The sequence below is a fragment of the Streptomyces sp. NPDC102270 genome, assembly GCF_044766405.1.
Lineage (GTDB): Bacteria > Actinomycetota > Actinomycetes > Streptomycetales > Streptomycetaceae > Streptomyces.
In genome coordinates, this window is sequence record NZ_JBIWLX010000029.1 from 37,858 (window position 1) to 63,028 (window position 25,171).

Annotated in this window: 22 protein-coding genes; 14 read left to right on the forward strand and 8 right to left on the reverse strand. The window is 71.0% G+C overall.

The window, feature by feature from the left end; genetic code table 11:
* Positions 1-130: 130 nt before the first annotated feature.
* Positions 131-1,357: an acyl-CoA dehydrogenase family protein gene (locus tag ACIRP7_RS41345; protein ID WP_403670848.1), complete on the forward strand. Its 1,227-nt coding sequence runs from the start codon at positions 131-133 to the stop codon at positions 1,355-1,357.
* Positions 1,358-1,420: 63 nt separating this feature from the next.
* Here ACIRP7_RS41345 and ACIRP7_RS41350 read toward each other — a convergent pair whose 3' ends face one another.
* The 5 genes from ACIRP7_RS41350 to ACIRP7_RS41370 form a co-directional block, all read right to left on the reverse strand.
* The gene (locus ACIRP7_RS41350) at positions 1,421-1,657 is read right to left on the reverse strand and encodes a DUF6213 family protein (protein ID WP_007380390.1); all 237 of its coding nucleotides are present in this window, start codon (positions 1,655-1,657) and stop codon (positions 1,421-1,423) included.
* Positions 1,658-1,682: 25 nt separating this feature from the next.
* Positions 1,683-3,068, reverse strand: coding sequence for an NADP-dependent succinic semialdehyde dehydrogenase (locus ACIRP7_RS41355; RefSeq protein ID WP_403670851.1), 1,386 nt, complete (start codon positions 3,066-3,068; stop codon positions 1,683-1,685).
* A gap of 71 nt (positions 3,069-3,139) precedes the next feature.
* Positions 3,140-3,601, reverse strand: a complete 462-nt coding sequence (locus tag ACIRP7_RS41360; RefSeq protein ID WP_403670854.1) for an NUDIX domain-containing protein — start codon at positions 3,599-3,601, stop codon at positions 3,140-3,142.
* Positions 3,598-5,139, reverse strand: coding sequence for an ATP-dependent DNA ligase (locus tag ACIRP7_RS41365; RefSeq protein ID WP_403670856.1), 1,542 nt, complete (start codon positions 5,137-5,139; stop codon positions 3,598-3,600). The genes ACIRP7_RS41360 and ACIRP7_RS41365 overlap by 4 nt, the downstream gene beginning before the upstream one ends.
* 127 nt (positions 5,140-5,266) lie before the next feature.
* Positions 5,267-6,196 (reverse strand): NAD(P)/FAD-dependent oxidoreductase, encoded by a 930-nt coding sequence (locus tag ACIRP7_RS41370; protein WP_403670858.1) that lies wholly within the window; start codon positions 6,194-6,196, stop codon positions 5,267-5,269.
* A 64-nt stretch (positions 6,197-6,260) separates the two neighbouring features.
* Here ACIRP7_RS41370 and ACIRP7_RS41375 point away from each other — a divergent pair, with 64 nt between their 5' ends.
* From ACIRP7_RS41375 to ACIRP7_RS41410, 8 genes are all read left to right on the forward strand, one after another.
* Positions 6,261-6,833 carry an XRE family transcriptional regulator gene (locus tag ACIRP7_RS41375; RefSeq protein ID WP_329260513.1) on the forward strand — a complete coding sequence of 191 codons (573 nt, stop codon included), beginning with the start codon at positions 6,261-6,263 and terminating at the stop codon, positions 6,831-6,833.
* Between the two features lie 83 nt (positions 6,834-6,916).
* On the forward strand, positions 6,917-8,584 hold the full coding sequence (locus ACIRP7_RS41380; protein WP_403670861.1) for a dolichyl-phosphate-mannose--protein mannosyltransferase: 1,668 nt from the start codon (positions 6,917-6,919) through the stop codon (positions 8,582-8,584).
* Between the two features lie 62 nt (positions 8,585-8,646).
* Positions 8,647-9,483 (forward strand): prephenate dehydratase, encoded by an 837-nt coding sequence (locus tag ACIRP7_RS41385; RefSeq protein WP_403670864.1) that lies wholly within the window; start codon positions 8,647-8,649, stop codon positions 9,481-9,483.
* A 456-nt stretch (positions 9,484-9,939) separates the two neighbouring features.
* Complete coding sequence (locus ACIRP7_RS41390) at positions 9,940-10,908, forward strand: NADPH:quinone oxidoreductase family protein (protein ID WP_403670866.1); 969 nt, start codon at positions 9,940-9,942, stop codon at positions 10,906-10,908.
* Entirely contained in the window at positions 10,905-12,086 is a 1,182-nt protein-coding gene (locus ACIRP7_RS41395) for an acyl-CoA dehydrogenase family protein (RefSeq protein WP_403670869.1), read from the forward strand. The genes ACIRP7_RS41390 and ACIRP7_RS41395 overlap by 4 nt, the downstream gene beginning before the upstream one ends.
* Complete coding sequence (locus ACIRP7_RS41400; RefSeq protein ID WP_403670872.1) at positions 12,083-13,156, forward strand: acyl-CoA dehydrogenase family protein; 1,074 nt, start codon at positions 12,083-12,085, stop codon at positions 13,154-13,156. Before ACIRP7_RS41395 ends, ACIRP7_RS41400 begins: the two co-directional genes overlap by 4 nt.
* A 181-nt stretch (positions 13,157-13,337) precedes the next feature.
* On the forward strand, positions 13,338-14,195 hold the full coding sequence (locus ACIRP7_RS41405; protein ID WP_403670875.1) for a phosphatidylinositol-specific phospholipase C/glycerophosphodiester phosphodiesterase family protein: 858 nt from the start codon (positions 13,338-13,340) through the stop codon (positions 14,193-14,195).
* 131 nt (positions 14,196-14,326) lie between these two features.
* Complete coding sequence (locus ACIRP7_RS41410; protein ID WP_403670877.1) at positions 14,327-14,521, forward strand: hypothetical protein; 195 nt, start codon at positions 14,327-14,329, stop codon at positions 14,519-14,521.
* Between the two features lie 11 nt (positions 14,522-14,532).
* Here ACIRP7_RS41410 and ACIRP7_RS41415 read toward each other — a convergent pair whose 3' ends face one another.
* From ACIRP7_RS41415 to ACIRP7_RS41425, 3 genes are all read right to left on the reverse strand, one after another.
* Positions 14,533-15,771 (reverse strand): phosphodiester glycosidase family protein, encoded by a 1,239-nt coding sequence (locus ACIRP7_RS41415; protein ID WP_403670879.1) that lies wholly within the window; start codon positions 15,769-15,771, stop codon positions 14,533-14,535.
* Positions 15,772-15,843: 72 nt separating this feature from the next.
* Positions 15,844-16,230 (reverse strand): DUF779 domain-containing protein, encoded by a 387-nt coding sequence (locus ACIRP7_RS41420; protein ID WP_403670882.1) that lies wholly within the window; start codon positions 16,228-16,230, stop codon positions 15,844-15,846.
* 138 nt (positions 16,231-16,368) lie between these two features.
* A complete protein-coding gene (locus ACIRP7_RS41425; protein ID WP_403670884.1) occupies positions 16,369-17,535 on the reverse strand; it encodes a bifunctional class I SAM-dependent methyltransferase/NUDIX hydrolase in 1,167 nt (388 codons plus the stop codon).
* Between the two features lie 176 nt (positions 17,536-17,711).
* Between ACIRP7_RS41425 and ACIRP7_RS41430 the strand changes: the two genes are divergently transcribed.
* The 5 genes from ACIRP7_RS41430 to ACIRP7_RS41450 all read left to right on the forward strand — a co-directional run bounded on the left by ACIRP7_RS41430 (position 17,712) and on the right by ACIRP7_RS41450 (position 25,016).
* Positions 17,712-19,361, forward strand: coding sequence for a cellulase family glycosylhydrolase (locus tag ACIRP7_RS41430; RefSeq protein WP_403670886.1), 1,650 nt, complete (start codon positions 17,712-17,714; stop codon positions 19,359-19,361).
* A 156-nt stretch (positions 19,362-19,517) separates the two neighbouring features.
* The gene (locus ACIRP7_RS41435) at positions 19,518-21,569 is read left to right on the forward strand and encodes a discoidin domain-containing protein (protein WP_403670889.1); all 2,052 of its coding nucleotides are present in this window, start codon (positions 19,518-19,520) and stop codon (positions 21,567-21,569) included.
* Positions 21,570-21,593: 24 nt separating this feature from the next.
* On the forward strand, positions 21,594-22,184 hold the full coding sequence (locus tag ACIRP7_RS41440; RefSeq protein ID WP_403670892.1) for a TetR/AcrR family transcriptional regulator: 591 nt from the start codon (positions 21,594-21,596) through the stop codon (positions 22,182-22,184).
* Between the two features lie 54 nt (positions 22,185-22,238).
* Positions 22,239-22,586, forward strand: a complete 348-nt coding sequence (locus ACIRP7_RS41445; protein ID WP_403670895.1) for a VOC family protein — start codon at positions 22,239-22,241, stop codon at positions 22,584-22,586.
* Between the two features lie 54 nt (positions 22,587-22,640).
* Entirely contained in the window at positions 22,641-25,016 is a 2,376-nt protein-coding gene (locus ACIRP7_RS41450) for an ATP-binding cassette domain-containing protein (RefSeq protein ID WP_403670900.1), read from the forward strand.
* Positions 25,017-25,171: the final 155 nt, after the last annotated feature.

Consider the following 25,171-nt stretch of genomic DNA (forward strand, 5'->3'; position numbering starts at 1 on the left):
CTAACACTCGACCGGTGCTCGGCATCGAACAGGTTGCTGACTGGTCATGGGGAGTTGACTTTTACTACCCGTGGGTAACAGACTCGGGTTACCGCAAGTAACACGCACGTGCGTCGCCGCTGGAGGGGACATGGCCGAGTTCACCATGGAGCTCAACGACGAACAGAAGGAGGTCCGGGACTGGCTGCACGGCTTCGCCGCCGACGTCATCCGCCCCGCGGCCGCCGAATGGGACGAGCGTGAGGAGACTCCCTGGCCGGTCATCCAGGAGGCCGCGAAGGTGGGCATCTACTCCCTCGACTTCTACGCCCAGCAGTACTTCGACCCCACCGGGCTCGGTATCCCGATGGCGATGGAGGAGCTGTTCTGGGGCGACGCGGGCATCGCCCTGTCGATCGTGGGCACCGGTCTCGCCGCGGTCGGCGTCCTCGCCAACGGCACCGAGGAGCAGATCGGCACCTGGATCCCCCAGATGTACGGCGACGCGAACGACGTCAAGGTCGCCGCGTTCTGCTCGTCCGAACCGGACGCCGGCTCCGACGTGGCCTCCATGCGCACCCGAGCCGTGTACGACGAGGCCAAGGACGAGTGGGTGCTCAACGGCACGAAGACCTGGGCGACCAACGGCGGTATCGCCAACGTCCACGTCGTCGTCGCGGTCGTCGACCCCGAGCTCGGCTCCAAGGGTCACGCCTCCTTCATCGTGCCGCCGAACACGGCGGGCCTGTCCCAGGGCCAGAAGTTCAAGAAGCACGGCATCCGCGCCTCGCACACCGCCGAGGTCGTCCTGGACAACGTCCGGGTGCCCGGCTCCTGCCTTCTCGGCGGCAAGGAGAAGCTCGACCAGCGCCTCGCCCGGGCCCGGGAGCGGGCGAAGAGCGGCGGCGAGCGCGTGAAGAACGCGGCGATGGCCACGTTCGAGGCGTCCCGTCCGGCCGTCGGCGCCATGGCCGTGGGCACCGCCCGCGCCGCGTACGAGGTCGCCCTCGACTACGCCAAGACGCGTGAGCAGTTCGGGCGCCCGATCATCGACAACCAGGGCGTGGCCTTCCAGCTCGCGGACATGCGCACCTCCATCGACGCGGCCCGGCTCCTGGTCTGGCGTGCCTCCTGGATGGCGATCAACGGCAAGCAGTTCACCGCCGCCGAGGGCTCGATGTCGAAGCTCTTCGCCAGCGAGACGGCGAAGAAGGTCACCGCGCAGGCGGTCCAGATCCTGGGCGGCAACGGCTACACCCGGGAGTACCCGGTGGAGCGCATGCACCGCGACGCCGCGATCTACACGATCTTCGAAGGCACGAGCGAGATCCAGCGCCTGGTCATCGCCCGGACCCTGTCCGGCATGTCCATCCGCTGACGGCGCTGGGCCGGGGTCCGGGCGCCCCGGCCGCAGTGCGGGCCGAAGCCGAGCCGACAGCTTCTACGGGGCCCCACCGCTGCTGTGCGCGATGCAGGCCACGTCGATCCGATCGGCGAGCTTCGCGAGCTCGATCGTCAGGGCGGCGACCGTGTCCTCGTCCAGCCCGTCGGCGCCGGCCTCGACCAGGTGCAGCCACCGCCCGCCAAGACTGCGGAGCAGCTTGCTCACATCGGCCGCGGCCACCTGCAGGGTCCCGCGGTCGTCGACGATCAGAGGCAGAGTCACTTCGCGGTTCACACCCGGGATGGTAACCGCGCAAGCGTCACGCTCCGTGCCAAACCGTCGTGATGTTGCAGAACTCCCTGATTCCGTGCCCGGACAGCTCACGCCCGTAACCGGACCGCTTCACCCCGCCGAACGGGAACGCCGGATGCGAGGCGGTCATCCCGTTGACGAACACCCCGCCGGCCTCCAGATCCCGTACGAACCGGTCGACCTCGGCCTCGTCCCGGGTCCAGACGTTGGAACTCAGCCCGAACGCCGAGTCGTTGGCGATCAGCACCGCCTCGTCGAGGTCGGCCGCCCGGTACAGCGTGGCCACGGGGCCGAAGGTCTCCTCGCGGTGGATGCGCATCTCGCGGCTCACGTCGGCGACGACGGTCGGCGGGTAGTACCAGCCGGGCCCGTCGGGCCGTTCCCCGCCGCACAGCACACTCGCCCCACTGCGCCTGGCGTCGTCGACGAGTTCCTCCAGGTCGGTCCGTCCCTGCTCGCTGGAGAGCGGCCCGACCTCGGTGTCCTCCTCCAGCGGGTCGCCGACCTTGAGGGCCTTCATGCCCTCGACGAACCGCTCGGCGAAGCGGTCGTAGACGTCCGTGTGCACGATGAACCGCTTGGCGGCGATACAGGACTGCCCGTTGTTCTGCACACGCGCGGTCACCGCGATCTCGGCGGCCCGGTCGACGTCCGCGGACGGCATCACGATGTACGGGTCGCTGCCGCCCAGCTCCAGGACGGTCTTCTTCACCATGTCCCCTGCGGTGGAGGCGACCGCCCGGCCCGCGGGCTCACTCCCGGTGAGCGTGGCCGCCTTGACGCGTTCGTCGCGCAGGATGTCGTCGATGGCCCCGGACCCGACGAGCAGCGTCTGGAAACAACCCTCCGGGTAGCCCGCCTGATGGAAGAGGTCCTCCAGGAACAGGGCGGTCTGCGGCACGTTCGAGGCGTGCTTGAGCAGGCCGACGTTGCCCGCCATCAGCGCGGGCGCGGCGAAGCGGATCACCTGCCACAGCGGGAAGTTCCACGGCATCACGGCGAGCACGGGGCCGAGCGGCCGGTAGCGGACCAGGGCGCGGGAGGCGCCGGAGTCCTTGACGTCGTACGCGGCGGGCTCCTCGTCGGCCAGCAGCGACTCCGCGTGCTCGGCGTACCAGCGCATCGCCTTGGCGCACTTGGCGGCCTCCGCGCGGGCCTGCTTGACCGGCTTGCCCATCTCGGTGGTCATGACCCGGGCGATGTCCTGCGTGGCGTCGTCGAGGAGCTCGGCGGCCCGGTTCAGCAGACCGGCACGCTCGGCGAAGGACGTCGTGCGATAGGTGCGGAACGTGGCCTGGGCGAGCTGGAGCCTGCGCTCGATCTCCTCCTCGCCCATGGCCTCGTACGTCTTGAGCGTCTCGCCGTTCGCCGGGTTCACCGTCGCGATGGGCATGACCGACCTCCTGAAGAGCTGACTGTGCTTCGACCTTCCCGCGCGGCGGGGGCGACCGCAACGCGTGGACATCAGGCCGAGTGCTCAGCCAGCCGGTCGAGAAACGCGGCCTGCGCCTTCACGATCACGGCCCGGGCCCGGTCGAGCCCGAACCACTCCACCCGGTCCAGCTCCGGGAACTCCTGTGTCCGCCCGGATTTCGGCGGCCACTCCATGGCGAACACCCCCGGCACCACGGTCGCCGGATCGAGGTCCGCCTCGATCGCCCACGCCGTGACGACCTTCCCGTTCGTCTGCCGGACCTCTCCCAGGGGTACGGCCTCCCCGTCGGGCGGCGGCAGCCCGAGCTCCTCCTGGAACTCGCGGCGGGCCGCGGCCCAGGCCGACTCCGCGTCCGGCTCGTACTCGCCCTTCGGGACCGTCCACGCCCCGGCGTCCCGCCGGGCGAAGAACGGGCCGCCCATATGGCCCAGCAACACCTCCAGGCCGTCGCCGGTGTGCCGGAACAACAGCAGGCCCGCGCTCGTCCTCACGGCCTCACCACTTCGGGGTGCGCGGCCAGCAGCGTCTCCACCGTGTCGGCGTCCTCGGGCCGCTTGTCCTCGCGGTAGCGGACCACACGGGCGAAGCGGAGGGTGACGCCGGCCGGGTAGCGGGTCGACCTCTGGAGGCCGTCGTAGGCGATCTCGACGACGAGTTCGGGGCGTACGGTCACCACGTAGCCGCTGCTGTCGACGGCCAGCTCCTGAAGGCGTTCGGTCTGCCAGGTGAGCATCGCGTCGGTCATGCCCTTGAAGGTCTTGCCGAGCATGGCGAAGCCGCCGTCGGCCGTGCGGGCGCCGAGGTGCAGGTTGGAGAGCTTGCCGGTACGGCGGCCGTGGCCCCACTCGGCGGCCAGCACCACCAGGTCGAGGGTGTGCACGGGCTTGACCTTGAGCCAGGACGCGCCGCGCCGGCCCGCGCTGTAGGGGGCGTCCAGGGACTTCACGACGACGCCCTCATGGCCGCGCTCCAGGGTCTCGGCGAGGAACTCCTCGGCCGCCGGGATGTCCTGCGGTCCTGACACCAGGGTGCGCTGCACCCGCATCGGCTCGGGCACCAGCCGGGCCAGCTCCGCGTGCCGTTCGGCGAAGGGCAGGTCCAGGAGGTCGCGGCCGTCGACGGACAGGGCGTCGAAGAAGACGGGGGAGACGGGGACCGCCTCGGCGGCCGTCGTCACGTCCACCCGGGAGCCGACCCGGCCCGCGGTCTCCTGGAAGGAACGCGGCCGCCCGTCCTCGTCGAAGGCGATCACCTCACCGTCCAGGATGAACCGCTCACCCCTCAACTCCCGTGCGGCAGCCGTCAGTTCGGGCAGCCGGTCGGTGATGTCGTCGAGGGTGCGCGTGTACAGCCGTACGACGTCGCCGTCCCGGTGGATCTGCACGCGGATGCCGTCCAGCTTCTCCTCGACCGCACAGGTGCCGAGCTTCTCCACCGCCTCGGCCACCGAGGAGGCGCTGTGCGCCAGCATCGGCAGGACCGGGCGGCCGACGGTGAGGCGGAAGCGGTCCAGAGCGGACGGCCCGTCGGTGAGCAGGGCCTCGGCGACCGTCTGGAGCGAGCCCGCGAGCATCACGGCACGGCGGACGTCGGCGGGAGCTGTTTCCGTCGCCTGGGCGAGCCCCTCCGTGGCGACCGCGTCCAGCGCCCCCTGCCGTACCTCTCCGCTGATCAGCCCGAACAGGAACCGCTGCTCGTCCTCGGTGGCCGCGCCCATCAACTCACCGACCAGCCGGGCGCGTTCGGCCTGTGAACCGGCGCCCGCGACCTTGCCCAGTTCGCTCAGCAGGGCGTTGACCTCGCACACGGTCAGGGTCGGCTCGGCGGCCGGGGCGACCGGGCGGCTCAGCACCTTCCAGCCGACGCCGAGCCGGCCCTGCGGGAGCCGTCCCGCCAGGTACGGAATGACGATCGGCACGTCGTCCGCCTCGGCGTCCCGGAACAGCTCGGCGAGGAGCGCGATCTTCCGGGACCGCGCCGAGGTGGCGGCGACCTCCTGGGACACATGGGCCAGCCGGGCAAGCAGCATGCATCCAGGGTGCGACACGCTCCGCTGGATTACACGCCGACAGAGCGGGCGTCTTTCGTCTGCTGGTGCGTCGTGGCTGGTCGCGCTCAAGCGGCGGAGCCGCATATTCATGCAGCCTCCGCGCCCCTTAAGGCGTTGCGTCGAGGTCCGCCATCAGCAGCTCCCCGTTGATCGTGGCCGCCGCCCGGTACCCCGCGCTCGCCGCGTTGATCACCTGCTCGGCGAAGCCGGCCGCGTTGCCCACGGCGTACACGCCGGGCACGGTCGTCTGCCAGTTCCCGTCGACCACGGGGTAGCCGCCGAAGGGCGTCTCCTGGAGCTCGGCTCCGAGCCGCTCCAGCAGGCCGTTGCGCGGGACGGCCCGGGGCGCGGTGAAGACGACCTCGCGCGCGTGCGTCGTGCCGTCGGTGAGGCGCACGGCGGCGAGCCGGTCGTCGGTCACCACCAGAGCGGCGACCTCGCCCGGCATCACTCGGACTCCGGCCGCGGCCAGCCTGCGCAGGTCGTCGTCCGGCAGAGCGTCCTCGGTGACCTTGTGAAGGAACAAGGTCACGTCCTTCGACCACTGGGAGACCATCAGCGCCTGGTGCACGCTCAGCGGGGTCGTGGCGAGCACGCCGAAGGCCCGGTCGCGGACCTCCCAGCCGTGACAGTACGGACAGTGCAGGACGTCCTTGCCGAAGCGCTCGGCGACGCCGGGCACGTCCGGGAGCTCGTCCTTGAGGCCGGTCGCGAGGACCAGGCGACGGGCCCGGACCACGCGTCCGCTCGCCAGGGTCACGGCGAAGCCCGGGGCGACCTCGACCACCCGGTCCTGGACCAGCTCGACGCCGTAGCCCTTGATCTCCTCGCGGCCGATGGCCAGGAACTCGGCGGGCGGCATGCCGTCCCGGGTGAGGAAGCCCTGCATGTGGGCGGCGGGCGCGTTGCGTGGTTCGCCCGCGTCGACGACCAGGGTGCGGCGCCGGGCCCGGCCCAGTACCAGGGCCGCGGACAGGCCCGCCGCGCCGCCACCGATCACGATCACTTCGTAGGTCTCGTCGTATGTCTCGGTCATGCCGCCACGGTCGCTCCGCGGACGCGGTATTGACAAACAACTTTGCCGATTCTGCAATACGGGTATGAGTACAGACGACGTTCTCGCCGAAGTGGGACCCAGGCTCAGGCGGCTGCGCAAGGACCGGGAAGTGACCCTCGCGGCCTTGTCGGAGACGACCGGCATCTCCGTGAGCACGCTCTCCCGGCTGGAGTCCGGTCTGCGCAAGCCCAGCCTGGAGCTGCTGCTGCCGATCGCCCAGGCCCACCAGGTGCCGCTGGACGAACTGGTCGGCGCCCCACCCGTCGGGGACCCCCGGGTGCGGTCGGCGCCGCTGGAACGGCACGGGCGCACCTTCTGGCCGCTCACCCGGCAGCCCGGCGGCCTCCAGGCCTTCAAGGTGCTGGTGCCGCGCCGCGAGGAGGAGCCGGAGCCGCGCACCCATGAGGGCTACGAGTGGCTGTACGTGCTGGCGGGGCGGCTGCGGGTGGTGCTGGGGGACCACGACGTGGTGATGAGCGCGGGGGAGGCGGCCGAGTTCGACACCCGGGTGCCGCACTGGTTCGGGTCGACGGGGGAGGGTCCCGCGGAGTTCCTCAGTCTCTTCGGGCCGCAGGGAGAGCGGATGCACGTACGGGCCCGTCCCCGGAAGGCGTGAGGAACTCCGCCTGCCGGCAGGTAGGTTCACCGGATGGACGAAATACCGACCCGGGCACACCTGACGGCACGGCAGGTCGCCCGGTGACGAGCAGCGACGTGACGACCCGTTCCCCCGTCGTGGACGGCCGTGCGACGACAGCGCCCCGCGACTGGGAGGCGCGCCTTCGACGGTTCGGGTACGCGGCCCGTCCGGGGCCGGAGCTCCGCGAACGTCTCGTTCCGCGTTTTCCGAAGCCGTCGGTGTGGGACTGGCTGGGTCCGGTGCTCATCGCCGTTCTGGCCGGGGCGATCCGTTTCCGGCACCTCGGCAGGCCGCGGGCCGTGATCTTCGACGAGACCTACTACGCCAAGGACGCCTGGTCGCTGCTGCGGCTCGGCTACGAGGGCACGTGGCCGGACCGCAAGATCGCCGACCCGCAGGTCCTCGCCCACCCGCAGGTCGTCTCCCTCTCCGACACGGGGGCGTTCGTCGCGCACCCGCCGACGGGCAAGTGGGTGATCGCCCTCGGTGAGTGGATGTTCGGCCTCACGCCGTTCGGCTGGCGTTTCATGACGGCGGCTCTCGGCACCCTGTCGGTGTTCATGCTGTGCCGCGTCGGACGACGGCTGTTCCGTTCGACCTTGCTGGGCTGCCTGGCCGGCGCGCTCCTCGCGGTGGACGGTCTGCATGTGGTGATGAGCCGTACGGCCCTGCTCGACCTCGTCGTCATGTTCTTCGTCCTGGCCGCGTTCGGCTGCCTGCTGGCCGACCGGGACCACGCGCGCGCCCGGCTCGCGGCCGCCCTGCCGGTCGGCGAGGACGGCCGCGCGCGCCCGGACGAGCACGCCGCCGACCACACCGGGACCGGATGGCGCCCCTGGCGGCTCGCCGCCGGCGTCTTCCTGGGTCTGGCGGCCTCCACCAAGTGGAACGGCCTGTACGTCCTGGTCTTCTTCGTGGTCCTGACCGTGCTGTGGGACGTCGGCTCCCGCCGCGTGGCCGGTTCCCCCCGTCCCTACCTGGCGGTGCTTAACAGGGATCTCGGCTGGTCCCTCCTGTCCCTGGTCCCGGTCGCGGTGACGACCTATCTGGCGACCTGGACCGGCTGGTTCCTGTCCGACGACGGCTACGACCGCCACTGGGCCGACGGCCGCGGCGGCACCTGGTCCTGGATCCCCGCCCCGCTGCGCAGCCTGTGGCACTACGAGTCCGCCGTGTACGACTTCAACGTGGGCCTGCACACCCCGCACAAGTACCAGTCCAATCCCTGGAGCTGGCTCGTCCAGGGCCGCCCCGTGCTGTTCGACTACCAGTCCCCGAAACCCGGACAGGACGGCTGCGGTACGGCGGTCGACTGCTCCCGGACGGTCCTCGCCCTCGGCACCCCGCTCCTGTGGTGGTCGGCGTGCGGTGCCCTGCTCTATCTGCTCTTCCGCTGGGCGCTGCGCCGTGACTGGCGGGCCGGGGCCGTCCTGTGCGCGGTGGGCGCCGGTTATCTGCCCTGGTTCCTCTACCAGGACCGCACGGTCTACTCCTTCTACGCGGTCGTCTTCGTGCCGTACCTGTGCCTGGCCGTGGCGATGACGGTGGGCGCGATCCTGGGGCCACCGGGAGCGGACCGCAGGCGGCGCACCCGAGGCGCGGTGGCCGCGGGCGCCCTCGTCCTGCTCATCGCCTGGAACTTCGTGTACTTCTTCCCGCTCTACACCGGGGAGACCGTCCCGTACGCCGACTGGCACTCCAGGATGTGGCTGGACACCTGGATCTGAGGGCGGAGCCGCCCTGATACGTTACGGAGCTTCTGCCACCGGACGACAAGAGACCGAGCCCCGTGACGACCGTCGCTTACCAAGGTGAACCCGGATCCAACTCGGCGACCGCCGCGCACACCCTGTACCCCGGGTGCGCCGAGCAGCCCTGCACGGGATTCGAGCAGGCGCTGGACGCGGTGACGCTCGGCACGGCCGACGTCGCCGTGATCCCGGTGGACAACTCCGCGGCGGGACGGGTGGCGGACGTCCACCATCTGCTGCCCGAGTCGGGGCTGTTCATCATCGCCGAGCACTTCCTCGCCATCCGCTTCGACCTCATGGGCGTCCCCGGGGCGACAGTGGATCAGGTGGAGTGCGTACGCAGCCATGTGCACGCACTCGGACAGTGCCGCAAGGTGCTGCGCGAGGGCGCCTGGCGCACCCTCGTCACCGACGACACGGCCGGAGCGGCGCGTGAGGTGGCCGAGCTGGGGGATCCGCGGCACGCGGCGCTCGCCCCGCCCGCGGCGGCCGGGCTGTACGGCCTGGACGTGCTGCGCTCCGGGGTCGAGGACGACCCCGACAACACCACCCGGTTCGTCGTCCTGTCCCGGGAGGCCGCCGTGGCCCCGGACACCGGGCAGCCGACGATGACGAGCCTGTTCTTCTCCGTGCGCAACATCCCGAGCGCCCTCTTCAAGGCGCTCGGCGGGTTCGCCACCAGCGGGGTGAACCTCACGAAGATCGAGAGCTACCAGATCGGCGCGGGCCTGAACGCCAGCCGCTTCTACGTCGAGATCGAGGGCCACCCCGACGAGGAGCGCATCGCCCTCGCCCTGCACGAACTGCGGTTCTTCTCCACCGAGGTGCGCATCCTGGGCGTGTACCCGGCCCATCCGCACCGGCTGGAGCACTGAACACGGTCGCGGCGACAGGATGCGCCGGTGACGCGTCGGGGGCGTTTCGACTGCGGCGATGCGGCGTCGCGGCGCGCGTGCACCGAGTCGTCGGCGAGCGGTTCCTCCGCGGAAGCGGAGGTGCCGGTAACCGGTACGCCGGGCAGCCGTCCTCGGTGGCGATCACCTACGACCGGCTCTGCACCCGCGGTGCCTGATCGAGCCGGGAGGCCCCGCCGTGCGGGCGCTCGCCCAGGATCACGCCGACCGTGAGCATGACGAGGGACAGCCGGCGGTCGGCCGCGGGTGGGTGGCGCCTGCCCCAGGGGGACCTCCTTGACGGGGCCACTCAGGCCCGTTGTGTGGATGCCGACACTTTCCCCCGCGGACTGTTCCCTGATTAGCAAGCGACCGCTTAGTATGCGGAGGACCCCGGTCAGACCCCGGCATGACGACGCAGTCCCGTGGAGGCCCCCCATGCAGGCTTGGCAAGTGCACGAGAACGGTGAGCCGAGCGAGGTGATGCGCCTCGCGGACGTGGCGCGGCCCGTGCCCGGCGACGGCCAGGTCCTGCTGAAGGTGCGCGCCGCGAACATCAACTTCCCGGACGTGCTGATGTGCCGCGGCCACTACCAGGTCCGCCCGCCGCTGCCCTTCACACCGGGCGTGGAGATCTGCGGCGAGACCGAGGACGGGCGGCGCGTGATCGCCAACCCCGCGCTGCCGCATGGCGGTTTCGCCGAGTACGCCGTCGCGGACGCCGCCGCTCTGCTGTCCGCGCCGGACTCGCTGGACGACGCCGAGGCCGCCGCGCTGCACATCGGCTACCAGACGGGCTGGTTCGGTCTGCACCGCCGGGCCCACCTGGAAGCCGGTGAGACGCTGCTCGTCCACGCTGCCGCGGGAGGGGTCGGCAGCGCGGCCGTGCAGCTCGGCAAGGCGGCCGGGGCCACCGTCATCGGTGTCGTCGGCGGTGCCGAAAAGGCCGCCGTGGCCCGGGAGCTGGGCTGTGACGTGGTGATCGACCGGCGGAGCGAGGACGTCATCGGCGCCGTCAAGGAGGCCACTGGCGGCCGGGGCGCCGACGTGGTCTACGACCCGGTCGGCGGCGAGGCCTACGCGCAGTCGACCAAGGTCGTCGCCTTCGAGGGCCGGATCGTCGTGGTCGGCTTCGCCAGCGGCACGATCCCCAGTCCGTCGCTCAACCACGCGCTGGTGAAGAACTACGCGATCCTGGGCCTGCACTGGGGCCTGTACAACACCAAGAACCCCAAGCTGGTCCAGCACTGCCACGAGCAGCTCACCGAACTGGCCGCCCGGGGTGCCATCAAGCCGCTGGTGAGCGAGCGGGTGCCGCTGACCGGGGCCGCGGACGCCGTGCAGCGCCTCGGTGACGGGGTGACCACGGGCCGCATCGCCGTCGTACCCACGGGAGCACAGGCATGACCGACGCAGCAGAACTGGGGCGCCGCACGGCCGAGTTGCTGGCCGCACACCCGCCCGCGACCACGGACCGGCTCGACTTCCTCAAGGCCCGCTTCGACGCGGGGCTCGCCTGGGTGCACTATCCGGAGGGTCTCGGCGGCCTGGGCGCGCCCCGCTCCCTCCAGGCCGCCGTGGACGCCGAGTTGGAGGCCGCGGGCGCCCCCGACAACGACCCCCGGCGCAACGGCATCGGCCTCGGCATGGCCGCGCCGACGATCCTCAAGTACGGCACCGAGGAGCAGAAGCAGCGCTATCTGCGGCCGCTGTGGGTGGGGGAGGAGATCTGGTGCCAGCTGTTCAGCGAGCCCGGCGCCGGATCCGACCTCGCCGCGCTCGGCACCCGGGCCGTTCGTGAGGGCGACAACTGGGTGGTCAACGGGCAGAAGGTGTGGACGTCCGGCGCCCACAACTCCCGCTGGGCCATCCTCATCGCCCGCACCGACCCGGACGTGCCCAAGCACGCGGGCATCACCTACTTCATCTGCGACATGACCGACCCCGGCGTCGACGTCCGCCCGCTGCGGCAGATCACCGGCGAGGCCGAGTTCAACGAGGTCTTCCTCACCGACGTCCGCATCCCCGACTCCCGCCGCCTCGGCGAGGTCGGCGACGGCTGGCGGGTCGCGCAGACCACGCTGAACAACGAACGCGTCGCCATCGGCGGCATGCGGCTGCCCCGCGAGGGCGGCATGATCGGCCCGGTCTCCAAGACCTGGCGCGAGCGCCCCGAACTGCGCACCCAGGACCTGCACCAGCGGCTGCTGAAGCTCTGGGTCGACTCCGAGGTCGCCCGCCTCACCGCCGAGCGCCTGCGCCAGCAGCTCGTCGCCGGACAGCCCGGACCCGAGGGCGCCGGCATGAAGCTCGCCTTTGCCCGCCTCAACCAGGAGATCAGCGGCCTGGAGGTCGAACTGCGCGGCGAGGAGGGCCTGTTGTACGACGACTGGACCCTGCGCCGCCCCGAACTGGTGGACTTCACCGGCCGCGACGCCGGTTACCGCTATCTCCGCTCCAAGGGCAACAGCATCGAGGGCGGGACCAGCGAGGTCCTGCTGAACATCGTCGCCGAGCGCGTCCTGGGCCTGCCGGCCGAGCCGCGCACCGACAAGGACGTCGCCTGGAAGGACCTCGCTCGATGACGGACCTGCTGTACTCGGAGGAGGAAGAGGCGCTGCGGGCCGCCGTACGGGACCTCCTCGCCGACCACTGCGACGCGCCGGGCGTGATCGCCCGCACCGAGTCGGACACCCCGCACGACCTCGCGGCCTGGAAGGCCCTCGCGGACGGCATGGGCCTGGCCGGACTCCTGGTCCCTGAGGACAAGGGCGGCCAGGGCGCCTCGCACCGCGAAGTCGCCGTCGTCCTGGAGGAGTTGGGCCGCGCGGTCGCTCCCGTGCCCTATCTCACCAGTGCGGTGGTCGCCACCGAGGCCCTGCTCGCCTGCGACGCCGACGACCTCCTCGCCGAGCTCGCGTCCGGGCGCAGGATCGGCGCCCTCGCCGTCGCCCTGAACGTCGCTCCCGGCGGCGCCTACAAGGTCGTACGCCATGAAGGCGGGGCGCTGCACGGGGAGTTGACGGCGATCGCGGACGCTCGGGCGGCCGACGTGCTGCTCGTGCCCGCGGACGACGGCGGGCTGTACGCGGTGGACGCCTCCGCCGCGACCGTCACCCCGCAGGTTTCCTTCGACCTGACCCGCCCGCTCGCGACCGTCACCCTCGACGGGGCGCAGGGCCGCCTGCTGGGCGATGCCGAAGTCGCCGTGCACCGCGCGCTGCGGGCCGGGGCGGGACTGCTCGCCTCCGAGCAACTCGGCCTCGCCGAGTGGACGTTGACCGAGACCGTGCGCTACCTCAAGGAGCGCAAGCAGTTCAACCGGCCCGTCGGCGGCTTCCAGGCGCTCAAGCACCGGCTCGCCCAGCTGTGGCTGGAGGTCGTCAACCTCCGCGCCGCCGCCCGCAACGCCGCCGACGCGCTGGCCACCGGTGAGGACACCGACGTGGCGGTCGCCGTCGCGCAGGCCTACGCGGCGTCCGTCGCCGTGCACGCGGCCGAGGAAGCGCTCCAGTTGCACGCGGGGATCGGCATGACGTGGGAGCACCCGATCCATCTGTACCTCAAGCGGGCCAAGGCCGACTCGATCGCCTACGGCACGGCGGGGACCCATCGTGCTCGGTTGGCCGAACTCGTCGACCTCCAGGCGCCCTGAGCGTCACCCGGTGAACCCCGGTGAAGCCCGCCCCACCTGGGGCGGGCTTTGCCGTGCGCCTGCGCGGAACGAGTGAACGGGCGGCGGCAGTCCGGCCAACTCCTGGCACGTACAGGTCCATTGACGGCCGAAGGGCCCCATACTCCCTGTGGTTGCGACCCGCCCCACAGGGAGGCAGAACATGGCCCTCATCACCCGCCGCAGAGCCCTCACCACCCTCGGCGCCGCGGCCGCGGCGACCCTCGCCCCGCCTGTCGCCGGCGCGTGGGCCGACGGCCACCGGCACCGTCCCCGTCCGTTGTGGCGGGCCCACGCCCACAACGACTACGAGCATCCGCGCCCCCTCCTCGACGCCCTCGACCACCGTTTCGGCAGCGTCGAGGCCGACATCTTCCTCGTCGGCGACCAGCTCCTCATCGGCCACACCCTGGACGACCTCGACCCGACGCGCACCCTGGAGTCCCTCTACCTCGACCCGCTGGCCAGGATCGTCAAGGCCAACCACGGTTCCCTGTACCGCGGTCACCGTCGGCCCCTCCAACTGCTCGTCGACATCAAGACCGAGGGCTCCTCGACCTACCTCGAACTCGACCGTCATCTGCGCCGCTACCGGCACCTGTTCACGACGTACGTGCACGGCAAGGTGATTCCGGGACCCGTGACCGCCGTGATCTCCGGCGACCGGGCGGCCCGCATCCCCATGGAGGCCCAGACCGTCCGCCGGGCCTTCTACGACGGCCGGCTCGCCGACCTCGGCACCTCGACGCCCGCCTCCCTGATCCCGCTGATCAGCGACAACTGGACGCTCAACTTCACCTGGCTCGGCGAGGGCGTCTTCCCCGACGCCGAGCGGCTGAAGCTGCGGAACCTCGTCCAGCAGGCCCATGCGCACGGGCAGAAGGTGCGGTTCTGGGCCACCCCGGACCTGGCCGGCCCCGCCCGGGACGCGCTGTGGACCGAGCTCCTCGCCGCCGGGGTCGACTACCTCAACACCGACGACCTGGCGGGCCTGGAGGCCTTCCTGGACGCCCACCGCTAGGCGCCTTCGACCGGGCCTGGACACCACTCGTTCGGAGGACACCTCAGCCGCCCGGACGAACCCTCCACTACGCCACACTTGCGGCCGAACGCCGCGAAACGGACCTGGCGGCGTGGCGGAGGAGGCCGGACATGGTGATTTCCCTTTCTGTACTGGTGCTGCTGCTGATCCTGGCGGTGATCTTCCTGCGCAGTGGCGGTCTCAAGGTCTCCCACGCGCTGGTGTGCGCGATGCTCGGCTTCCTGCTCGCCGGGACGAGCCTCGCGCCCACCATCCACAGCGGCCTCACGGCGACGGCGGACATCGTCAGCGGTCTGCGCCCCTGACCGGCGCCGCGTCAGGTCGTCGAGAAGACCCCGATGCCGTTCGCCACGGGCCGCTCGGTGCCGCCCGACGGGTGGTTGAGGACGGTGACAGCACCGGCGCCCGGCTTTCGGGCGGCCATCGTCGTGGACCCGCCCCCGTCCAGGCTGAAGGCGTCCACCGAGCCCAACGTCTGCATCGTGTCCGCGACTTCTGCGATCGTCAGCCCACCGCGATAGTCCGGCGCGCCGTCCAGCGCGAGGAGATACAGCCGCCGGCCGCCGTCCGCGATGCCCACCGCCGTGCGCACGGCCGAGGTCGTGTCGTCGAGGCCGGGCAGCGGGCGCCCCTCGTCGAGCACCGGATAGCCGCCGAGCGCGAAGCGGTACGGCGTCCCCGCCGAGGCCGCGACCAGTCGGTGCTGCACCGTCACCGCCGAGCCGACCGAGAGCTTCCGCAGTTGCTGAGCGCCCGCCTCCCGGCCCACGAGCACGGTGGTGCCGTCGGCGATCGGCCCGCTGCCCGGGGTGTCGGCCGTGGCGACGACCTGGCCGTTGCGGACCGTGACCTCCTGGGTGTCCTCGCTGCACGGGGCGGCCCGGTCCCGGTCCGTCCCGCACGTCGCCCGCACCCGGGACGCGCCGCCCCAGTCCGAGGTGAAGGCGCCGACCGAACCGACGGGCAGCGCGTACTGGTTCAGCCCGCGCAACGGCAGTTGGCCCTCGGGCGTGCGCACCGATCCGTCGAGCGCCAGGGCATCGAGGCGGGCCAGGCGGTCGGTGCCCACGCCGAACACGTCCTTGGTGCTGGTGCCGGGCGGCAGCGCGGGCCCGAAACGCTGGCCGTTCGGCACCGCCGCCTTCAGCGCACGGCCCTGCGCGATCGCCGGGCCCACGCTCGCGCCGGTGGCCTCGACGCCTGGGTGCTGGGTCTCCGAGATGTTGAAGAAGTCGCCGTTCACCCCCGCGAGGGCGCCCTGCGCGGTGGCCAGCCGGGACACCGTGGCCCGCGCGGCCACCGCCCCCGGATACAGGAGCTCCACCCGTACCCGCGGATCACCCAGGTCCACGCGGATCACATGGGCGTGGGCCACTCCCGCGGCCGCGGAGACGTCGAACTGCTCGTAGTGCACGCCCGTCGCGAGCTGTGTCCACCCCGGCGCGGCGCCGGCCGGTGCCGCCCCCACCAGGGCCGCACCGGCCAGCGTGCCGAGTGCCGCGAGAAACGTCAGTACCGATCTGCCTGCGCCCAAACGTCTTTGACGGTGCGTCACGACTCTCCCTGAGGTCTTGTCAACTGTCCCAGAACTCAGAGGAAGTGCACCAGACGACGGCGATCCGAGGGGCTACTCGGCGCCGACCACACGCGAACGGATGAGGAAACGCACCCCCTCGGGTGCCTCGAGGGAGAATCCGCTGCCCCGGCCCTCGACGACATCGACGATCAGCCGGGTGTGGGCCCACACCTCGTACTGGCTCCTCGACATCCAGAAGCTCACCGGCTCCCGGACCCCCGCGACCTCCAGTTCGGCGAGCAGCACGTCCGAGCCGCCGGTGCGGAACTCGCCCGCCGGGAAGCACATCGGCGCACTGCCGTCACAGCAGCCGCCCGATTGATGGAACATCAGCGGCCCGTGCGCCTCGCACAAGCGGCGCAGCAAGGCGGCGGCCGCGGGCGTGAGCTCGACCCGCGGCCTCTCGTCGTACTCGGCAGGTGCGCAATCCTCGTCCATGGTCGCCGAGTGCAGCACGGGGAAGGTTGCGAGGGGGTTGCAGGACGCAGTGCCAGGTCGATCGGAGCGGGGTTCCACTCGTGTCTTCCGACCGCCGACGCGGCTACTCCGGCGACTCACCCGGGAGCCGTTCCCCTCTTAGCCGGCGTACGCCGTGAAGTGGGCCGGAGTATGGTCGATCGGCAGGTCCGGGCGCCAGGCGGTCAGGCCCTGGGCGCTGCACACGAAGAGGTTCTCCGGGAGTCGGTCCAGGGGGAACCAGCGCCAGTCGCCGACGCGTTCGTCCGGCTGGTCCGAAGGTTCGCCCCGCCAGGCGGTGACCTGGGTGGCCACGGTCATCCGGACCACGCCGGCGACATCGTCGAGGAGCGTGCCCAGAAGCCGGACGTCGGCCGGGTGGGCCTCGATCCCGGTCTCCTCGCGGAGTTCCCGCACGACCGTCTCCGCCAGTGACTCCCCGGGCTCCACCGTGCCGCCGGGCAGCTCCCAGGTGCCGCGCCGGTGCCGGCCGAGAAGGAGTCCCCGGGGCCCGTACAGGATGGCGCCGACGCCGATCGCCGCGTGCGGTACCGGACCGCGGTCGCTGCGCGGGCGGGAGGAGACCCGGACAGGCCGGGTCACCCGGAAGATCCGGTACGAGGCGCGGTTGCCCTCCTCCGGTGCGTCGAGGACGTCGACGCCCTCGACCCGCAGGCCGTACTCGCCGAGCAGGTCCGTCCAGAGCCCCGGATTCAGCACCCACATCCGCACGGTCACCTCCCCGCCCCCGGCGAGGCGCAGGATCTCGGGCCGGGGCTCGACGACGGAGGAGGGCCCGTCGCCGCGCGAGTTGGTGTGCAGCACGGTGAAGCACAGCGTCCCGCCGGGCCTGAGTGCCGTGGCGAGGGCGGGCAGCAGCCGGCGGGGATCGAGGTACGGCACCGCGTTGACGGAGTAGACGACGTCGTACGGCTCCGCGGTGCCGAGGTGCTCGACGGCGTCGGCCCTGATCAGGCGCAGGCCGGGCAGGGAGTCGTAGCGGGCGCGGGCCCGTTCGTACTGACTGGGGGAGGAGTCGACCGCGTCCACCTGGGCGCCGTACGCCCGGACGAGGTGCGCCGCGTGCCGGCCCGGACCGCAGCCGAGGTCCAGCACCCGCCGCCCGGCGAGCTCGCCGAGGATCTCGGCGCCCGGGCCGGTGCCGCGCAGACCCCAGTCGAACCGCTCCAGCTCCGGCAGCACGGTGCCGTGCCGCAGATGGTGGTCGCCGTAGGCGTGCCAGGCCTCGGTGTTGACGGAGTCGGGGTCGAGGGGGCGCGTGGTCAACGTGTCTCCCGGGTGCGGTGGTCGTGGCTCGGAAGCCTATGTGAGCGCCGGTCTCGCCGCGTTGGCCAGGAGCACGGCCCATTTCCGTCAGCTGTCTTGACGTGTACTTGGCATGACGGCTTCCATGGGAGCGCTCCCATGCCCTGTTCGGCCCCTCACCCACCTCTGGAGCCGCAGTGAGACGAACAAGAAAGAGCCCCTTAAGTACCCTTCTGGCCCAGCTGACCGCCCTCGTCGGGCTGGTGCTGCTCGGCGTCCTGTGTCCCGGCACGGCTCAGGCCGCCCAGGAGCCCGGCACCCAGGCCACCGGTCTGCACATCAGCAACGGCCGGCTGGTCGAGGGCAACGGCAACGACTTCGTCATGCGGGGCGTCAACCACGCCCACACCTGGTACCCCAACGAACTGGGATCGCTGGCCGACATCAAGGCGCAGGGTGCCAACACCGTTCGCGTGGTCCTCGCGGACGGCCACCGCTGGACCGCCAACAGCGCCTCGGACGTGGCCAACGTCGTCGCGCAGTGCAGGGCCAACAAGCTCATCTGCGTCCTGGAGGTGCACGACACCACCGGATACGGCGAGGACAGTGCCGCGGGCACCCTCGACCAGGCCGCCGACTACTGGATCGGCCTGAAGGATGTGCTCGCCGGCCAGGAGAACTACATCATCATCAACATCGGCAACGAGCCCTGGGGCAACACCGATCCGGCCGGCTGGACCGCCCCGACCATCGCCGCGATCCAGAAACTGCGGGGCGCCGGCTTCGAGCACACGATCATGGTGGACGCGCCCAACTGGGGCCAGGACTGGCAGCAGGTCATGCGCACCAACGCCCAGTCCGTGTACGCCGCCGACACCACCGGCAACCTGCTCTTCTCGATCCACATGTACAGCGTCTTCGACACCGCGGCGGAGGTCACCGACTATCTGAACGCCTTCGTGAGCGCCAAACTGCCCATCGTGATCGGGGAGTTCGGCGGCCCCGCCGACCAGTGGGGCGATCCTGACGAGGACACCATGATGGCCACCGCCGAGCAGCTCGACATCGGGTACCTGGCCTGGTCCTGGAGCGGCAACACCGATCCGATCCTCGACCTCGTGCTCAACTTCGACCCGGCGCAGATGACGTCATGGGGTCAGCGCATCTTCCACGGCGCCAACGGCATCGCGCAGACCGCGAAGGAGGCCACCGTCTTCGGTGGGGGTTCCGGTGACACCCAGGCTCCTACCGCCCCGGGTGCCCCGACCGCCTCCGCGGTGACCGCTACCTCCGCCCACCTGACCTGGGCGGCGTCCACTGACAACGTTGGCGTCGCCGGGTACGACGTCGTCCGGGTCGGTGGTGGCACCGAGACGAAGGTCGCGGCCGCGACGGCGAACTCGGTGACCGTGACCGGCCTGACCGCCAATACGCCGTACTCCTTCGCCGTGTACGCCCGCGACGCGGCCGGGAACCGGTCGGCCCGTTCGGCGACGGTGAGCCTCACCACCGCCACCACGCCCGTCGGGAGCTGCTCCGTCGGCTACCGCGTGGCCGGCGAGTGGCAGGGCGGTTTCCAGGGCGAGATCGTCATCCGCAACACCGGCTCCGCCTCGCTCAGCGGCTGGAAGCTCGGCTTCGCCTTCGCCGACGGGCAGACCGTCTCCAACATGTGGGGCGGGACGCCCGCGCAGAGCGGTGGCTCGGTGACCGTCACCCCCGCCTCCTACACCAACACCATCCCGGCCGGGGGCTCGGTCACCCTTGGCTTCATCGGCAGCAAGGGCGCCACGAACACCGCGCCGGCCGCTTTCACCCTCAACGGAGCGGCCTGCGTGAACGGTTGATGTACCCCAGGTATCAGGTCAACTGTCCCGGACTCTTGACTCGGAGCGCGCTGGGTCGCGATCCTCGACGCATCTATTGCGCCGGTCATGACAATCCAAGGGCAGTCAAAACGCCCTCGGTCGACGGCGCCTCCCGCCGACCGAGGGACGTGGGCCATGGCCGGACGCACCTGCCGCAGACGCAAGAACATCACCATCACCTCCCTGCTTCTCCTGGTGCTGGCCACGATCCTGGGCCCCACGCAGAGTTCGGCGGCCACCGACTGGTGGACCCCGACGGCCAGGCCCACCCCCGACGCCCAGGTCAATGTCACCGGAGCGCCCTTCACCGGGACCAACTCCGCGGGAGAGGTGCGGGGGTTCATCGACGCCCACAACCACCTCTTGTCCAACGAGGCCTTCGGCGGCCGGCTGATCTGCGGCAAGGTGTTCTCCGAGTCCGGAGTCGCCGACGCGCTCAAGGACTGCCCCGAGCACTACCCCGACGGCTCCCTCGCGCTCTTCGACTACATCACCCACGGCGGCGACGGCAAGCACGACCCGACCGGCTGGCCGACCTTCAAGGACTGGCCGGCGTACGACTCGATGACCCATCAGGCGAACTACTACGCCTGGGTGGAGCGGGCCTGGCGCGGTGGTCAGCGGGTGCTGGTCAACGACCTCGTCACCAACGGGATGATCTGCTCGATCTACCCCTTCAAGGACCGCAGTTGTGACGAGATGACCTCGATCCGCCTGCAGGCGAAGATGACGTACGACCTCCAGGCCTTCATCGACAAGATGTACGGCGGCACCGGCAAGGGCTGGTTCCGGATCGTCACCGACAGCACGCAGGCACGGCAGGTCATCCAGCAGGGCAAGCTGGCGGTCGTCCTCGGCGTCGAGACCTCCGAGCCGTTCGGCTGCAAGCAGATCCTCGACATCGGGCAGTGCAGCAAGGCCGACATCGACAAGGGGCTCGACGAGCTGTACGGGCTCGGCGTGCGCTCGATGTTCCTGTGCCACAAGTTCGACAACGCCCTGTGCGGTGTCCGCTTCGACGAAGGCGGCCTCGGAACCGCCATCAACGTCGGGCAGTTCCTGTCCACCGGCACCTTCTGGAAGACCGAGACCTGCAAGGGCCCGCAGCACGACAACCCCATCGGTACGGCCACCTCGGCGGCGGAGGACGACCTGCCGGCCGGCACCGAGGTCCCGGAGTACGACAAGGCCGCGCAGTGCAACGTCCGCGGGCTCACCGATCTCGGCGAGTACGCGGTGCGCGGCATGATGAAACGCAAGATGATGCTCGAGATCGACCACATGAGCGTCAAGGCCACCGGCCAGGTCCTCGACATCTTCGAGGCCGCGAACTACCCGGGCGTGCTGTCCTCGCACAGCTGGATGGACCTCAACTGGACCGAGCGGGTCTACTCCCTCGGCGGCTTCGTCGCCCAGTACATGCACGGCTCGGAAGGGTTCGCCGCGGAGGCCAAGCGCACCGACGCGCTGCGCGACAAGTACGGCGTGGGCTACGGATTCGGCACCGACTTCAACGGCATCGGAGACCACCCCGCGCCCCGTGGAGCGAACGCCGCGAACAAGGTGACGTACCCCTTCAAGAGCGTCGACGGCGGCTCGGTCATCGACAAGCAGACGTCCGGGCAGCGCACCTTCGACTTCAACACCGACGGGGCCGCCCATGTCGGCATGATCCCCGACTGGATCGAGGACATCCGGCTCGTCGGCGGGCAGGGCGTGGTCGACGACCTCTTCCGGGGCGCCGAGTCCTACCTCGACACCTGGGGCGCCGCCGAGCAGCACCAGGCGTCCGTCGACCTCGCCCACGGGAAGACGGCCACGGCTGGTTCGTCCGAGTCCAACCCGTTCACCAGCTACCAGCCCGGCCGGGCCGTGGACGGTGACGACTCCAGCCGCTGGGCGAGCGACTGGAGCGACGACCAGTGGTGGCAGGTCGACCTGGGCTCCACGAACCGGGTCTCCACGGTCACTCTCGACTGGGAGCGGGCGTACGGGAAGTCGTACCGGATCGAGCTCTCGACGGACGGGGCGAACTGGCAGACCGTCTGGTCGACCACCTCCGGGGACGGCGGCCTGGACACCGCCAAGTTCACCGGCACTCCCGCCCGTTACGTCCGGGTCCACGGTCTCGGCCGCGGTACCGACTGGGGATACTCGCTCTACGAGGTGGGAGTCCACAGCGGCTGATTCTTTCGACAGCGGGGGAGACACATGGCACGCATGCCGTCGGCCGAGCGGCGCAGACAGCTGACGGAAGCGGCGATCAGGGCGATGGCCCGGGACGGCGTCGCCAAGACGACGACCCGGTCCATCGCCGCCGAGGCCGGTGTGTCCCTCAGCGTCTTCCACTACTGCTTCGACTCCAAGCAGGCCCTCGTCGAGGCCGTGATCACCACGCTCACCGGTCACTCGGTGAGCGTGGTCCAGGAGGCGCTGCGTCCCAAGGACACCCTGGAGGAGACCGTCGCCGCCGGGTTCCGGGCGTACTGGGACCACGTCCGCGCCCACCCCGAGGCCCACATGCTCACCTACGAGCTCACCCAGTACGCCTTGCGCGAGCCCGGGTTCGAGCACCTGGCCAGGCGCCAGTACGAGCTGTACGGCGAGGCGTACGCCGAGCTGATCGAGCAGTTGCGCAGGGGCATGGATCTGGAGCTGCGGGTGCCCGTCTCCGTGCTGGCCCGCTATCTCGCGGCCATGACCGACGGGCTCACCCTCAACTACCTCGTCCTCGGCGACGCGGCCGCCTGGGAGGACATCCTCGACACGGTCACGGCGCACATCGCGGGCCTGGTGCGCTGACACCGGTCAGGATTCGAGAAGCGCGGGCCCAGGGCCGTGGCTAGCGTGACGGACATGGACATCCGGATTCGGGCGACCTTCCTCCCGCACCACGACCCGGAGGCATCCCTGGCCTTCTACCGGGACCTGCTGGGCTTCGAGGTGCGCGGTGACGTGGGCCGGGGCAGGACGCGCCGGCTCGCCGTCGGGCCCGTCGGCCAGGCCGGCACCTCGGTCGTGCTGCACCCGGCGGGCGACGGCCTCGGCCTGCTGCTCGCCACCCCCGACCTCGACGCCGCGTTTGAGCGGCTCCAGGCCCGCGCCGACGTGATGCAGGAGCCGATCGAGCAGCCGTGGGGCATCCGGGACTGCGCCTTCCTCGACCCGGCGGGCAACATGATCCGCCTCCAGGAGCCGTGCTGAGGCGTGCGCGTCGTCGTAGTGTTCGAAGCTGTCGAAAAACGGGAGGACAACACCATGGGCAAGGCCACCGCGGGCGACCGGCACGCTGCTGACAGCCACGACCTGATCCGCGTGCACGGGGCGCGCGAGAACAACCTCAAGGACGTCAGCATCGAGATCCCGAAGCGCCGGCTCACGGTCTTCACCGGAGTCTCCGGCTCCGGCAAGAGCTCACTGGTGTTCGACACCATCGCCGCCGAGTCGCAACGGATGATCAACGAGACGTACAGCGCCTTCGTGCAGGGCTTCATGCCCACCCTGGCGCGGCCCGACGTGGACGTCCTCGACGGCCTGACCACCGCCATCACCGTCGACCAGCAGCGCCTCGGTGGCGACCCGCGCTCCACCGTCGGCACCGTCACCGACACCAACGCGATGCTGCGGATCCTCTTCAGCAGACTCGGGACCCCGCACATCGGCTCGCCCAAGGCGTTCTCCTTCAACGTCGCCTCGATCAGCGGCGCGGGCGCGGTGACCATGGAGCGCGGCGGACAGACCGTGAAGGAGCGCCGCAGCTTCAGCATCGTCGGCGGCATGTGCCCGCGCTGCGAGGGCCGGGGCACGGTCAACGACATCGACCTGACCCAGCTCTACGACGACTCCAAGTCGCTGAACGAGGGCGCGCTGACCATCCCCGGCTACAAGGCCGGCGGCTGGAACTACCGCCTCTACAGCGAGTCCGGCTTCTTCGACGCGGACAAGCCGATCCGGAAGTTCACCAAGCGCGAGCTCCAGGACTTCCTGTACCGCGAGCCGGTCAGGATGAAGATCGCGGGCATCAACATGACCTATGAGGGTCTCGTCCCGCGCATCCAGAAGTCGATGCTCGCCAAGGACCGCGAGTCGATGCAGCCGCACATCCGAGAGTTCGTGGACCGGGCGATCACCTTCATGGTCTGCCCCGAGTGCGAGGGCACCCGGCTGAGCGAGGGCGCCCGGTCCTCGAAGATCAAGGGGGTCAGCATCGCCGACGCCTGCGCGATGCAGATCAGCGACCTCGCCGAGTGGGTGCGGGCCCTGGACGAGCCGTCGGTCGGGCCGCTGCTGACGGCGCTGGGGGAGACCCTCGACTCCTTCGTGGAGATCGGGCTCGGCTATCTCTCCCTCGACCGGTCCTCGGGCACGCTGTCCGGCGGCGAGGCACAGCGCACCAAGATGATCCGGCACCTCGGCTCCTCGCTCACCGACGTCACCTACGTCTTCGACGAGCCGACGATCGGGCTGCACCCCCATGACATCCAGCGCATGAACAACCTGCTGCTGCGTCTGCGGGACAAGGGCAACACGGTGCTCGTCGTGGAGCACAAGCCGGAGACGATCGTGATCGCCGACCATGTCGTCGACCTCGGCCCCGGTGCCGGTACGGCGGGCGGCTCGGTCTGCTTCGAGGGCACCGTCGAGGGGCTGCGCACCAGCGGCACCGTCACCGGCCGCCACTTCGACGACCGGGCCGGACTCAAGGACACCGTCCGCGAGGCGACCGGCGCGCTGGAGATCCGCGGCGCGAGCACGCACAACCTCCAGGACGTCGACGTCGACATCCCGCTCGGGGTGCTGACCGTCATCACCGGGGTCGCGGGCTCCGGCAAGAGCTCGCTGGTGCACGGGTCGATCCCGGCCACGGAGGGGGTGGTGTCCGTCGACCAGGGCGCCATCCGGGGCTCGCGGCGCAGCAACCCGGCGACGTACACCGGACTCCTCGAACCGGTCCGCAAGGCGTTCGCGAAGGCCAACGGGGTGAAGCCGGCGCTGTTCAGCGCCAACTCCGAGGGGGCCTGTCCGACCTGCAACGGCGCCGGGGTCGTCTACACCGACCTGGCGATGATGGCCGGGGTCGCCACGACCTGCGAGGAGTGCGAGGGGAAGCGGTTCCAGGCCTCGGTGCTGGAGTACCACCTCGGCGGGCGGGACATCAGCGAGGTGCTCGCGATGCCGGTGACGGAGGCGGCGGAGTTCTTCGGTACCGGTGAGGCGAGTACGCCGGCCGCGCACCGGATCCTGGAGCGCCTGGCGGACGTCGGGCTCGGCTATCTCACCCTCGGCCAGCCGCTCACCACGCTGTCCGGCGGTGAGCGGCAGCGGCTGAAGCTGGCGACCCACATGGGGGAGAAGGGCGGGGTGTACATCCTCGACGAGCCGACCACCGGTCTCCACCTCGCCGATGTCGAGCAGCTTCTCGGCCTGCTGGACCGGCTCGTCGACTCCGGCAAGTCCGTCATCGTCGTCGAGCACCACCAGGCGGTCATGGCCCACGCCGACTGGATCATCGACCTCGGCCCGGGCGCGGGCCACGACGGCGGACGGATCGTGTTCGAGGGGACACCGGCGGAACTGGTCGCCACCGGGGGCACGCTCACGGCGAAGCATCTGGCTGCGTACGTGGGCAAGTGACGGGGCGTTCTCGGTCCCAGGTTCCCTGACTCTCCGGTCGGGGGGGGGGGCGGGGGGGGGGGGGGGGCCCCCCCCCCCGCCGGGCGGGGCGGGGGCGGGGGGGCCGGGGGGGGGGGGGGGGGGGGGCCCCCGGGGGGGGCGGGGGGGGGGGGGCG